10 protein-coding genes are annotated in these 12,933 nt (G+C 76.0%); 5 read left to right on the forward strand and 5 right to left on the reverse strand.

Features of this window, described 5'->3' with window-relative positions:
• Positions 1-48: 48 nt before the first annotated feature.
• The 3 genes from K329_RS25675 to K329_RS31900 are packed head-to-tail and all read right to left on the reverse strand — an operon-like array spanning position 49 to position 4,581.
• Positions 49-477 carry a MerR family transcriptional regulator gene (locus K329_RS25675; RefSeq protein ID WP_211225783.1) on the reverse strand — a complete coding sequence of 143 codons (429 nt, stop codon included), beginning with the start codon at positions 475-477 and terminating at the stop codon, positions 49-51.
• Positions 478-530: 53 nt separating this feature from the next.
• Positions 531-2,186: a DNA repair helicase XPB gene (locus tag K329_RS0108720; RefSeq protein WP_028472729.1), complete on the reverse strand. Its 1,656-nt coding sequence runs from the start codon at positions 2,184-2,186 to the stop codon at positions 531-533.
• A gap of 58 nt (positions 2,187-2,244) precedes the next feature.
• On the reverse strand, positions 2,245-4,581 hold the full coding sequence (locus tag K329_RS31900; protein ID WP_028472730.1) for a helicase C-terminal domain-containing protein: 2,337 nt from the start codon (positions 4,579-4,581) through the stop codon (positions 2,245-2,247).
• Positions 4,582-4,629: 48 nt separating this feature from the next.
• On the opposite strand from K329_RS31900, the gene K329_RS0108730 reads away from it, so the two are divergent.
• From K329_RS0108730 to K329_RS0108740, 3 genes are all read left to right on the forward strand, one after another.
• Positions 4,630-5,463: a PP2C family protein-serine/threonine phosphatase gene (locus K329_RS0108730; RefSeq protein ID WP_028472731.1), complete on the forward strand. Its 834-nt coding sequence runs from the start codon at positions 4,630-4,632 to the stop codon at positions 5,461-5,463.
• Positions 5,460-7,322: an FHA domain-containing protein gene (locus tag K329_RS0108735; protein WP_028472732.1), complete on the forward strand. Its 1,863-nt coding sequence runs from the start codon at positions 5,460-5,462 to the stop codon at positions 7,320-7,322. Before K329_RS0108730 ends, K329_RS0108735 begins: the two co-directional genes overlap by 4 nt.
• Positions 7,323-7,420: 98 nt before the next feature.
• Positions 7,421-8,821: an RDD family protein gene (locus tag K329_RS0108740; RefSeq protein WP_028472733.1), complete on the forward strand. Its 1,401-nt coding sequence runs from the start codon at positions 7,421-7,423 to the stop codon at positions 8,819-8,821.
• Positions 8,822-8,836: 15 nt separating this feature from the next.
• Here K329_RS0108740 and K329_RS0108745 read toward each other — a convergent pair whose 3' ends face one another.
• Both K329_RS0108745 and K329_RS25680 read right to left on the reverse strand, forming a co-directional pair.
• Positions 8,837-10,210, reverse strand: coding sequence for an FAD-binding oxidoreductase (locus K329_RS0108745; RefSeq protein WP_028472734.1), 1,374 nt, complete (start codon positions 10,208-10,210; stop codon positions 8,837-8,839).
• Positions 10,207-10,974, reverse strand: coding sequence for an alpha/beta hydrolase (locus K329_RS25680; protein ID WP_043642574.1), 768 nt, complete (start codon positions 10,972-10,974; stop codon positions 10,207-10,209). The genes K329_RS0108745 and K329_RS25680 overlap by 4 nt, the downstream gene beginning before the upstream one ends.
• Positions 10,975-11,145: 171 nt before the next feature.
• On the opposite strand from K329_RS25680, the gene K329_RS0108755 reads away from it, so the two are divergent.
• Together K329_RS0108755 and K329_RS0108760 are read left to right on the forward strand one after the other, a co-directional pair.
• On the forward strand, positions 11,146-12,024 hold the full coding sequence (locus K329_RS0108755; RefSeq protein ID WP_028472735.1) for a LysR family transcriptional regulator: 879 nt from the start codon (positions 11,146-11,148) through the stop codon (positions 12,022-12,024).
• Positions 12,021-12,866: a rhodanese-like domain-containing protein gene (locus K329_RS0108760; RefSeq protein ID WP_028472736.1), complete on the forward strand. Its 846-nt coding sequence runs from the start codon at positions 12,021-12,023 to the stop codon at positions 12,864-12,866. Before K329_RS0108755 ends, K329_RS0108760 begins: the two co-directional genes overlap by 4 nt.
• Positions 12,867-12,933: the final 67 nt, after the last annotated feature.

Consider the following 12,933-nt stretch of genomic DNA (forward strand, 5'->3'; position numbering starts at 1 on the left):
TGAGGGTTGACCTCGCGGGGAGTGACCTGCGTCATCCCCGGAGGGGGCTCAGGCCGGTGAGGACGTGCCGGCGGCGCTCTCGAGCGTCGTACCGATGTCGGTCGCGAACCGCTCGGCGATGTCGAGCTGGCGGCGCACGGACGCCACGCGGTCGACCGCCTCGCGGTGGTACGTCGAGAGCCGCTCGACCAGGGCCGCGCGCTCGTCGGCGCCCTCCACCCGGCCGAGGTCGTCGACCAGCCCGAGCAGGTCGCCCATCTCCTCGAGCGAGAAGCCCAGCGGCTTCATCTGCATGATCAGCAGGAGACGGGCCACGTCGGCGTCGGTGTAGAGCCGGAAGCCGCCGGCGGAGCGGGCCGACGGCTCGACGAGGCCGACCTCGCCGTACCAGCGGATCGTGCGCAGGCTCAGCCCGGTGCGGGCGGCGACCTCGCCGATCTGCAGCTGGGGGCCGATCGGCGGCTGGGGGTCGGGCACGGGGGTCCTCTCGGTCGCCGACGGTCTCGCGGGAGCCTAGGCCACCGGTCGCCTCAAGCGCCGACGTCCTCCGCGTCGACGATCCGGTAGGCGTAGCCCTGCTCGGCGAGGAAGCGCTGACGGTTCTGCGCGAAGTCGGCGTCGACGGTGTCGCGCGAGACGACGGTGTAGAAGCGCGCGACCTTCGCCTCGCCGTTCGGGCCGGGGTCGCCGGGGCGCAGGAGACGACCGAGGCGCTGGGCCTCCTCCTGCCGCGAGCCGAACGAGCCCGAGACCTGCACCGCCACCTCGGCGCTCGGCAGGTCGATCGAGAAGTTGGCGACCTTGCTGACGACGAGGAGGCCGATCTCACCGGTGCGGAACGCCTCGAAGAGCCGCTGCCGCTCCTTCACGCTCGTCTCGCCCTTGATGACCGGGGCGTCGAGGGCGGCGGCGAGCTCGTCGAGCTGCTCGATGTACTGCCCGATGACCAGGGTCGGCTGGCCGGCGTGCTTGGCGACGAGCTCGCGCACGACGTCGGTCTTGCGGGAGGTGCACGCCGCGAGGCGGTAGCGCTCCTCGGGCTCGGCGGTCGCGTAGGTCATCCGCTCGCCGTCGGGCAGCGTCACCCGCACCTCGACGCAGTCGGCCGGGGCGATCCAGCCCTGCGACTCGATGTCCTTCCAGGGCGCGTCGTACCGCTTCGGGCCGATCAGCGAGAACACGTCGCCCTCGCGGCCGTCCTCGCGCACGAGGGTGGCGGTGAGGCCGATGCGGCGGCGGGCCTGGAGGTTGGCGGTCATCCGGAAGATCGGCGCGGGCAGCAGGTGGACCTCGTCGTACACGATGAGGCCCCAGTCGCGGGCGTCGAGCAGCTCGAGGTGGGGGAAGACGCCCTTCCGCTTCGTCGTCAGCACCTGGTAGGTCGCGATCGTCACCGGTCGCACCTCCTTGACGGCGCCCGAGTACTCGCCGATCTCGTCATCCGTGAGCGAGGTGCGCTTGACCAGCTCGTCCTTCCACTGCCGCGCGCTGACGGTGTTGGTGACGAGGATGAGCGTGGTGGCCCGCGCGTGGGCCATGGAGGCGGCGCCGACGAGCGTCTTGCCCGCCCCGCAGGGCAGCACCACGACGCCGGAGCCGCCGTGCCAGAACGACTCGGCCGCCTCGCGCTGGTAGGGGCGCAGCTGCCACTCGCCCTCGAGGAGGTCGATCGCGTGGGCCTCGCCGTCGACGTACCCGGCGAAGTCCTCCGCCGGCCACCCGAGCTTGAGCAGGACCTGCTTGAGGTTGCCGCGCTCGCTGGGGTGCACGGCGACGGTGTCGGCGTCGACGCGGTCGCCGATCATGCCGGCGACCTTCTTGGCGCGCAGCACCTCCTCCAGCACGGGCCGGTCGGTGGAGGCGAGCACGAGGCCGTGCACCGGGTGCTTCTCGAGGCGCAGGCGGCCGTAGCGCGCCATGGTCTCGGCGATGTCGACGAGCAGGGCGTGGGGCACGGCGTAGCGGCTGTAGGTCAGCAGCGTGTCGATCACCTGCTCGGCGTCGTGGCCGGCGGCGCGCGCGTTCCAGAGCCCGAGCGGGGTGAGGCGGTAGGTGTGCATGTGCTCGGGGCTGCGCTCGAGCTCGGCGAAGGGGGCGATCGCCTTGCGTGCGTCGGCCGCGCGTTCGTGGTCGACCTCGAGCAGGAGCGTCTTGTCCGACTGGACGATGAGGGGGCCGTCGTTCACCGGACAAGCCTACGGCGGTCACGAAGGGGGCGGCCCGGGCTCGTCCCCCGGCTCGGGATCAGAGCGGGACGACGGTGGTGATGCGGTGCACGGCGAACGTGCGCTCGGCGTCGCTGCGGTGGTCGTACGCCGTCAGCTGGCCGCCCTCGACGCGCAGCGGCTCGACGACGCGGTCGAGGAACGAGCCGTGGTTGTCGACGTACGAGATGCGCACCGTGGAACGGGTCTCGGTCGCCTCCCGCAGCAGGGTGAGCGCCTGCGCGGGGCTGGTCGGCGGCCGGGTCGCCGCGGGCGACGAGGTGGGGGCGCGGGGCGTCTCGCGGGGGTGGGGGCGGGCGTCGGCCATCCGGTCGCCGGCGCGGACGGCCGTGACCACCGCGGCCGCGTGGGCCGTGTCGCGGGCCGACTGGGCGGCGGCGGTGCCCAGGGGCGTGCGGCGCGAGCGCGGCACCCGGGCGCGCAGCACGTCGGGGCGGGCGATCCGGACGGTGCCGTCGGGCGCCTCGACCACCGGGGAGGTGCCGAGGTCGCGGAGCCGGGGGAGGAGTACCTCGATCGGCACGGTGCTGATGACCACCGTCGGCGCGATGCGGCGCAGGCCGAGCGACGCGGCGCGCGGGTCGTGCAGCAGGCCCGCCAGCGCGGTCTCGTCGTCGGTGCGCACGAACGACTCGGCGTACCCGACGCGCAGCGTGCCGAAGGTGCGGGCCACGTCGTCGACGAGGTAGGTGAGCGGCTGCGGCACCGGGGTGGAGGAGATCTCGGCGACGAAGTCGTGCACGTCGGCCGCCGACCAGCCGACGTCGAGCGCGCGCCGCACCGACGACGCGCTGAAGCGGTAGACGCCCGCGCCGCCCTGCGACTCGAGGTCGGCGACCAGCTGGAGCCGGCGGGCCAGGGCCGACTCCAGCGGGCCGGGCGCGACGGCCGTGAGGTCGGCCTGCAGCATCACGTGGTCGACGGGCGTGGGCAGCAGGTCCGCGAGCCCGGCCTCCACCGCGGCGGCGTCGCCCTCGAGCAGCGCCCGGGTCGCGGCCGGCACGCCGCCGAGCGCGAGCAGGCCCAGGGCCGCCGCCTCGGTGAGCGCCCACGCCACGATCTCGTCGCGCAGCGCCGGGCGACGGGGCCGCAGCCAACGCACGTGGTCGGCGAGGGAGGCCGCGCCGGTGCCGGTGGCGAGCACCTCGCCGGGCGGCAGGGTGGCGAGGGCCGCGAGCGTCGTACGACGCGTCTCCGCCGCCAGGGGGTGGGAGGTCTCGGGGGCGAGCGCGTTGGTCGCCTTGCGGCTCTTCTCGTCCCGTCGCCCGACCAGGCCGGGCAGCCGCGAGGTCGTGAGCCAGGCGTCGGCCAGCGCCACCCAGCGGGCGGCCGTGGAGCGGGTCGACCACGCGTCGTAGGTGTCGGTGGGCACCCAGACCGGCTCGCCGTCGCCGTCGACGCCCTCGGCGACCAGCCCGGCGGCGTACGCCGTCTCGACCACGAGCGCGGCCTCGCCCTCCGCGAGGTGGAGGGCCTCGGCGACCCCGCGCAGGTCGCGGACCGCGAGGCCCCCGCCGCGCAGCACGCCCGGGGGCCGGGTGCCCCACGAGTCGAGGAGCAGCTCGGTACGGCGCACGAGCTCGAACGCCGCGCCGGCCGCGGACCGGTCGACCATCGCCGCGTCGCGCGCCGAGGTGAGGAGGGCGGGGGCGACGGCGTCGTCGGGCCCCACACCGGTGCCGAGCACGACCGTGACCTCGCCCGGCACCCGGAGCTCGCCCTGCCCGCGCGGCACCAGCAGGCCGCGCACGACCAGCTCGGTGACGGGGGTGCGGGCGGTCGTGGCGTCGAGCCCCTTCAGGCTCTCGCGCGTCGTGCCCCGGCCGCCGTGCTCGTGCACGTGGGCGAGGAGGGCGCGGGCGGCGTCGGAGACCTCGGCGAGGCGGGCCTCGACGGTCGCACGGTCGGGGGCGTCGGGAGCGAGGGCGACCATCGGCAGGGCGGCGCCGGGGGGCCCGACCACGAGGGCGTCGGGCACGGTCGTGAGCGGCCGCGGGCCCTCCGGGGCCTGCCAGACGACCGCGAGGTCGACCAGCCGGGCGACGGCGGCGTCGACGGCGGCGCGCTCCGGGCGCGTCCGCGCGCCCAGCACGTCGTACGGTGACCACTCGCGGGTTTGGCCCGCGAGCGCGAGGGAATGCAGGACCAGCAGCTCCCACCGGTCCAGCCGGTCGAGGGCACGCAGGACCGATGCGCGGGTGGTCGCTCGGGACGCCAGTTGGCCGGAGTCGTGGGGAGCGGGAGTGGCGAGGTCAGGACGGTCGTGGAGCAGTCGGGCGAGCCTGTCGTCCGGCCAGCTGCGGAGCTGGTCGGCGAGGGTGCGGTACGCCGGTGGCGTGGCGGGCTCGGCTGGCATCGTGGCCACGCTACTGGGCAGGACGCACGGCGTCCGACGAGCGGACGGATGTGTGACGTGAGCGAGGTCGAGCTCCACTACGGGTCAGCCACCGACGTGGGTCGGGTGCGGGAGATGAACCAGGACGCGTTCCTGGCCCAGCCTCCCGTGTTCGTCGTCGCCGACGGCATGGGCGGGCACGACGACGGCGAGGTCGCGAGCCGGTTCGTCGTCGAGGAGTTCGGGCGTCTCACCGACGCCGGCTGCGACTCCACCCGCGGCGCCGAGCTGGTGATCGCCACCCTGCAGGCCTGCCACGACCGCCTCATGGAGCACCGCGAGCACAAGCGCGCCGACGGCCACGAGAACTGGTTCGCGGGCACGACGGCCGTGGTCGCCCTGGTCGTCGAGGACGAGGGCGTGCCGAAGTGGCTGCTCGCCAACCTCGGCGACTCGCGCCTCTACAAGATGACCGACGGCGAGCTCGACCAGGTGAGCGTCGACCACTCGGTGGTCCAGGAGCTCTTCGACGCCGGCGAGATCACCGCCGCCGACATGCACACCCACCCCCGCCGCAACGTCGTCACGCGCTCGCTGGGCGGTCCGGCGTTCGACCACCCCGACTTCTTCCTGCTGCCGCTCGCCTCGGCCGAGCGGCTCGTGCTCTGCAGCGACGGCGTCAGCGGGATGATCGACGACGACGAGATCGGCCGCATCCTCGCCGACAGCCCCGACCCCCGCGACGCCGCGGAGCGGGTCGTGGCCGCCGCGGTCGAGGCGGGCGGGCGGGACAACGCCACCGCCGTGGTCGTCGATGTGGTGGGATTGGCCCGGTCCGGAGCCTCCTACGACTCCGAACAGCAACGGATGAGCCTCGAGGACAAGCTGGGAGCACTTCCATGACAGAGCACGAGAGCGGCACCACCCCGACCGCTGACGGTGTGGTCGCTCGGTCCTACCGCCCGGGCGGGTGGTTCGCGGTCTTCGGTGCCGACGTCACCGTCGTGCTGCCGCCGAGCGAGAAGCGTCGCGTCGCCGCCCTCTGGGAGCTGGTCGACGAGGGTGCGGGCTTCGACGAGGTGCTCGACGCGCTCATCGCCTCCGGTCTGCGTGACCTACCCGCCTTCGTGCTGCTGAGCGCGGCCGAGGGCGGCGCCGTGCGCGTGGTCGTCCGTGGCACCGCCACCGCCGTCTTCACCGCCGACGGCGACGAGGTCGAGGTCAGCGGCAGCCGCGCCGCCACCTGGGTCGAGCGCACCCTCGAGGGCGTCTCGTCGAGTCGGCTGATGCTGGAGGAGACCGGCGAGACCACCGACCTCCCGATCGGCGCGGGCCTCGTCCGCGTCGCCCGGGTCGACGCGCCCGCCGTCGCCGCCCCGGCCGCGGTCGACGCGGCCGAGACCACGGACCCCGCCGACGACGCGGAGGGCGGCGCCGCCGGCCTCGCGGTCGTGCCGGTCGTCGTGCCCGGAGGCGCTGCGGAGGACGAGTCGTCCGAGCCCGCCACCGAGCAGCCCGACGAGGCCTCGGCCGACGACGAGCCCGTCGAGCCGGGGACGGCCGCGCCCGTGCTGGTCGCCGTCACCGACGAGGAGCCCGTCGTCGAGGAGCCGGTCGAAGAGCCCGAGGTCGAGACCCCGGCCGCTCCGGCGATGGCCGAGGAGCCCGCCACGTTCGACGCGCCCGCCGAGCAGCCCGCCGAGGCGCCGGCCTGGTCGTTCGCGAAGGCGGAGCCCGAGCCGGAGCCCGAGCCCGAGCCCGGGCCCGAGCTCGCCACGGAGGCCATGCCGGAGCTCCAGCCGGAGGTGGAGCCCGCCGCTGCGACGCCGCCCGCCGCGGAGCACGACGGCATGCCGCCGCTCCCGCCGCTGCCCCCGCCCTTCCCGTCGGCACCGGCCTACCCCGGCAACGACGCGCCGCAGGACGACGTGCCCGACACCGACGCGTTCCCCGCCGCCTCCACCGAGGAGTCCACCGGCTACCCGTCGGACGGCTCCGACGTCGACGAGGCGACGACCGACGTGACGCCGGCCGCCGGTGGGTCGTCCGACGAGTCGTCGTACCCGCCGCCGCCCCCGTGGGCCGCCGCACCGCCGGCCGCGCCGTCGTACGACGCACCCCCGCCCGCGCCGTCCTTCGACGCGCCGCCCCCGCCCCCGCCGCCCGGGACCCCCGCGTTCGACGCGCCCCCGCCGCCCGGGTTCGACGCGCCCCCGCCGCCGCCCCCGCCGAGCTGGGGCCAGCCCGCGCCGTACGGCGACGTGGCCGAGACCCCGGTCGCGGAGCCGGAGGTCGACGGCGACATCGACCACGACGGCATGACCCGCGCCGGAGGCTGGGACCCGAGCCAGTTCGCCCGCCCGCACCCCGGCATCCCCGGCCAGCCGCCCGCGCCGAGCGTGACGGCGCGTCCGGTCGCGAAGCTGGTCTTCTCCAGCGGCGAGACGGTCGACGTCGACCGCGCGATCCTGGTCGGCCGTGCGCCGGAGGCCCGCCGGTTCACCTCGACGGAGCAGCCCCGCCTCGTCACGGTGCCGAGCCCGCAGCAGGAGATCTCCTCGACGCACCTCGAGGTGCGGCCCGGCTCCGGCGTCGACCACGGGTCCGCGATCGTGACCGACATGGGCTCGACGAACGGCACCGTGCTGGTGCAGCCCGGCCTCCCGCCGGAGGAGCTGCAGCCCGGCATCGCCGTCCAGCTCATCCCGGGCGCGATCATCGACCTCGGTGACAGCGTGACCATCCAGGTCGCCAACCCCTGATCGTCGGGGTCGTCGCCGACCCGCTCCCGTCCCTCCCGCCCGTCCCTCCCGCCCGTCCCTCCCCGCGGTGCCCGCCGCGCTGAACCGAAGGTGCTCCGATGTCCGTGACCGCCACCGAGGCCCCCTCGGTCCCGGCCGCCGAGGTCGACCGTCGCTTCCTCGCGCTGGTCGTCGACCGCGTCATCGGCTGGGGAGCGATGGCGGGCATCGGGTACGTCGCGTGGCGCTACCTCATCGACGAGGGCCAGACGGCCGCCGGATGGGGTGCCCTGGTCGGCGGGGTGCTGCTGGTCGGCCTCGTCTTCGCCGTGCTCACGGGCACGCTCGGCCTCACGCCGGGCAAGGCGCTGCTCGGGCTCCGCGTCGTGAACCACGGCACGGGCACGCCGATCGGAGTCGGCTCCGCGATCATCCGCTCGATCATCGTGGCGCTCGCGACGATCCCGCTGGGGTTCGGTCTCGTCACCCTCGCCTGGACCGTCGTGACGGACCCGGGACGCCAGCGCCGCGGCTTCCACGACCAGATCGCCAGCTCGGTCGTGCTCGACGTCCGTCCGCGTGCCCTGGCCCAGGAGCCCGACGCGGACGACGGGCCCCGCCACGTCGTCAACCTCACCGCGATGCGCCTGCGACCGGCCCCCGCGATGGAGAGCGCACCCAGCGGGCAGGCGGCCACCCCCGCGTACGGCGCCCCGACGCCCCCGCAGCAGTCGACCCCCCAGCCGCAGCCGCCGGCGCAGCAGCCCTCTCCCCAGCAGTCGGCCCCGCAGCAGTCGGCCCCGCAGCAGTCGGCCCCGCAGCAGTCGGCCCCGCAGCAGTCGGCCCCGCAGCAGTCGGCCCCGCAGTCGTGGCCCGGCGTCCCGGCCCCGCAGCAGCCGGCCCCGCAGCAGCCCGTCCAGCGACCGGCCCAGGCCCCGGCCGCCTCGTGGCCGGCGCCCTCGGCGTCCGCGCCGGCCCCGGCACCGCAGTCGGCCCCGCAGTCGGCCCCGGCGCAGCGGGTGGCGCCGCAGCAGCAGCCGCAGCAGCCCCAGCCGCCGCAGCGGCCCGCCCCCCAGCAGCCGGCCCACCGCTCGACCCCGCCGGCTCCGCCGCGCGCCAGCGTGCCGCCGCGTCCGGCACCCGGCACCGACCGGCCCACGTCGGCCGGCGGCGCTGCTCCGGTCCGGGCGCTGTGGCGGGTCACGTTCGACACGGGTGAGAGCTTCGTCGTCACGGGGCTCGCCCTCGTGGGTCGCAAGCCCGAGCCCCGGGCGGGGGAGCGGGTCGAGCACCTCGTCCCGCTGCCGTCGAGCGACATGTCGCTGTCGAAGACCCACGCCCAGTTCCACCTCTCGGCCGAGGGGGCGCTCGTCGTCATGGACCGCGGCTCGACCAACGGGTCGTTCATCAACCGCCAGGGCGTGCCGCGCGAGCTGAGCGCCGGCCGGGCGGCGACGCTGGTCGACGGCGACACCGTGCGCTTCGGCGACCGCGAGATGAAGGTCGCGCGCGAGGGCTGAGACCCGCCGGGCCGGTCAGATCGCCTTACCCGGGTTGAGCGTGCCCCGCGGGTCGAGGGCGGCCTTGATGCCGTGGTGCAGCCCGAGCACGTCGGCGCCGAGCTCGTCGCCCAGGAACGCCCGCTTGAGGGTGCCGACGCCGTGCTCGCCCGAGAGGGTGCCGCCGAGCTCGAGGGCCAGGGCGAAGACCCGGGCGGCGGCTGCGTCGACCTCGGGCGGCCGGACGGCGACGCCCTTCTCCCACGTGACGATCGGGTGGAGGTTGCCGTCGCCCGCGTGGGCGAAGGAGTAGATGCGCACCCCGGTCTCGGCGGCGATCCGCTCGACGCCCCGCACGGCCTCGGCGAGCCGGGAGCGGGGCACGCAGATGTCCTCGATGAGCGCGGTCGCCCGGGCCTCGATGGCGGGGAGCGCGAGACGGCGGGCCGCGAGGAGCGCGTCGGTGCGGTCGGGGTCGCTCGTGTGCTCGACGCTCACGGCGTCGTCCGCGAGGACCTTCTCGATACGGGCGATCTCGTCGTCGGCCTCCGGACCGTCGGTCTGGGCGATGACGACGGCGCCGGCGTCGCCGCCGAGGTCGGAGCCGGTGAAGGCGTCGACGGCCTCGAGGGTCGCGCGGTCGAGCAGCTCGAGCAGGCTGGGCCGCAGGCGGGCCGCGCCGAGGGCGGCACAGGCCCGGGCGGCGGCCTCGACGTCGACGTACGTCGCGAGCGCGGTGGCCTGGCCGACGGGGCGCGGCCGCAGCCGCAGGGTGGCACCGACGACCACGCCGAGCGTGCCCTCGGAGCCCACGAACAGGCCGGTGAGGTCGTAGCCCACCACGCCCTTGAGGGTCGCCCGGCCCGTGCGCACCAGGCGGCCGTCGGCCAGCACGACGTCGAGGCCGAGCACGGCGTCGCGGGTGACGCCGTACTTCACGCAGCGCATGCCGCCGGCGTTCGTCGCGATGTTGCCGCCGATCGTGGAGAAGCCGGCGCTGGCGGGGTCCGGGGCGTAGAGCAGTCCGTGCTCCGCCGCCGCGGCGTCGAGGTCCGCCGTGACCACTCCCGGCTCGACCACCGCGACCTCGTCGACCGGGTCGATCGAGACGATGCGGTCGAGCCCCGCGACGTCGAGCACGAGGGCGCCGTTGGCGACAGCGCCGCCGGCCAGCCCGGACCCGGCGCCCCGCGGCACCACCGGCACCCCGCGGGCATCGGCCCAGGCGAGCACGTCCTGCACCTGGGGCACGTCGCGCGCGCGCACGACGGCCAGCGGCTCGGCGGTGCCGAGGTCGCCGGAGCGGTCGGTGCGCCCCCGGGCCAGCTCGTCCGGCGACGCCGAGGCCTCCGCCCACCGGGCGAGCGCCTCGGCCCGCAGGTCGGCCCGCAGCTCGGGAGAGGCGGTCACGCGCCGGCGTACGGCGTGACGATCGCCGGGAGGTCGGCGCCGAGCCGCAGGCTCTCGAGGAACAGCACGACGTGCGCGGCGACCGAGCGGTGGGTCACGTCGTTGAGCACGTCGTGGCGACCGTCGGCGACGACGAGGGTGCGGGTCGCGGGCGCTCCGGCGTACGGCGCGAGCGCGGCGGCCGGCGGGGTCACGGTGTCCGCGGCGCCGTGCACGACGAGCGTGGGCAGGTCGATCGGGCGGAGGGTGGCGTCGTCGAGCGCCGCGGGGAGAGCGGCGTCGAGGCCGCCGGGGCGGAACGCGTCGTCCTCGCCGAGCACGCGTCGGTACGCCGGGCAGGCGGAGCGCGACTCGAGCTCGGCCTCGAGACCGTCCCCGGCTCGGGTCGCGGTCGCGGGGTCGGAGGCGCCCGGCACGACGAGGCCGGCGAGCACGACGGCGTCGAGGCGGTCGGTCAGCCCGTGGGCGAGGTGCGCGCCGTACGTCGCCCCCGCGTCGGAGCCCAGCAGCACCCGCGGGGCGACGGTCGTCTCGTCGGCGAGCACGTCGAGCACGGACGCCTCGGTGCCGGCGAGGTCGTCGAGGTCGGTGGCGACGACGCGCACGCGGTAGGCGTCGGCGGCGAGGCGGCGCCCGAGCCGGGCGTAGGCCGCAGGGGACTCGCCCCGGCCGGTGAGCACGACGACGGTGCCGCGGGGCGCGACGCCCGCGGGCTCGTCGTACGCCGTGGTGGGGGCAGCGGTGGGGAGGGCGGTGGCGGTCATGGGAGCAGCCTCTGGTGCGGGGAGGGTGGTCGTCCAAGACCGATCGGTGATCCGGATCGATGACGGATGCCGATGGGTCACGACGGGTCCGGGCCGTGTCTGAGGCGTGGGACGCCCGTCCGGTATTCAAGATGGAGTAATTGACTCGACTTTGACATCTACGGTTCTCGCATGACCTACTCCCTCGATCTCGAGCACCTGCGCACGATCGTGGCCATCGCCGAGTGCGGCGGCTTCAGCCGTGCCGCCTCGGCCCGCCACATCAGCCAGCCCGCCCTGAGCCAGCACGTGCGCGTGCTCGAGCGGGGCCTCAAGCGCAAGCTGTTCGAGAAGGACGGGCGCGGCATGAAGTTCACACCCGCCGGCGACGACCTGCTCACCGAGGCACGCCAGATCCTCGCCGTGCACGACCAGGCGCTCGAGCGGCTGCAGGCCACGCAGGAGCGCATCGTCACGGTCGGGTCGACGGAGCACTCGGCGCAGCAGATGCTGCCCGAGCTCATCCGGGCGCTCGACCAGGCGTTCCCCGCCGTCACCACGCGCTTCCAGATCGGCCGCTCCACGCAGCTCGAGGAGAACGTCGCCAAGGGCGTGCTCGACGTCGCCTTCGTGCTGGCCTCGCGGGGCAACGAGCCGGGCCGGGAGGTCGGCCGCCTGCCGCTGCGTTGGTACGCCGCCCCGGGCTGGACCGCGCCGGAGGGTGACGACGCGCTGCAGCTCGTCGCGTTCGAGGAGCCCTGCGCCCTGCGGGAGCGGGCGCTCGCCGCCCTCGGCGGCGAGGGCCACCGCGTCACCGTGGCGGCGCAGTCGACCACGCTCGAGGGGGTGCTGGCCGGCGTGCGCGCCGGGCTGGGCCTCGCGCTGCTGCCGAGCACGGGCGGCGTGCCGAGCGGGCTCGTCGTGCGCGACGACCTGCCGCACGTGGGGTCGGCCGGCCTCAACCTCGTCGCCCGCCGGGGCCTCGATCCTGACGTCGAGCTCACCGCGGTCGAGGCCGGCGAGGCCTTCTTCGCGCGCTCGACCGCGCCCGCGCTGAGCGTGGCAGGGTGAGCGACGTGAGCGCCGACGCCGTCCTCGTCCAGCCCGACGACCTCGCCGCCCGCCTCGTGGCGGGCGACGACATCGTGCTCCTCGACGTGCGCTGGAGCCTCGGCGGTCCGCCGGGCCGCACCACCTACCTCGAGGGCCACCTGCCCGGCGCCGTCTACGTCGACCTCGACACCGAGCTCGCCGCGCACGGGGCGCCCACCGACGGTCGGCACCCGCTGCCCGACGTCGGGGCCCTGCAGTCCGCCGCGCGCCGCTGGGGTGTCCGCCGCGGGTCGACGGTGGTGGCGTACGACGGCGGCGGCAACCTCGCCGCTGCCCGTGCCTGGTGGCTGCTGCGCTGGGCCGGCCTGGACGACGTGCTCCTCCTCGACGGAGCGCTGCCGGCGTGGCGGGCGGCGGGCGGGGCCCTCAGCACGGAGGACGTCGTGCCGGAGGTCGGGGACGTGGTGCTCTCCGGTGGCGCGCTGCCGACGCTCGCGCTCGACGACGTGGCCGCCTTCGCGGCCGACGGGGTGCTGCTCGACGCCCGCGCGGCCGAGCGCTTCCGGGGCGAGGTCGAGCCCGTCGACCCGAAGGCCGGCCACGTCCCCGGTGCGGTGAGCGCCCCGACCGGCGACAACCTGGCGCCCGACGGACGGTTCCTCCCGGCCTCGGCGCTGCGGGAGCGGTTCGCCGGTCTCGGCGCGACCGGGGACGCGGCGGTGGCGGTCTACTGCGGGTCCGGGGTCACGGCGGCCCACCAGGTCGCGGCGCTCGCCGTGGCCGGGGTCGACGCGAGCCTGTTCCCGGGCTCGTGGTCGCAGTGGAGCAACCACGACCTGCCGGTGGCCACGGGCGCCTGACGCCGGCAGGGAGCCCGTCCGACACCCATCGCCCGCGGCGATCGGTTCGCATCCGGGAAGACTCTTG

Origin of the sequence: Nocardioides alkalitolerans DSM 16699 (genome assembly GCF_000426525.1) — a bacterium.
GTDB classification, from domain to species: Bacteria; Actinomycetota; Actinomycetes; order Propionibacteriales; family Nocardioidaceae; genus Nocardioides; species Nocardioides alkalitolerans.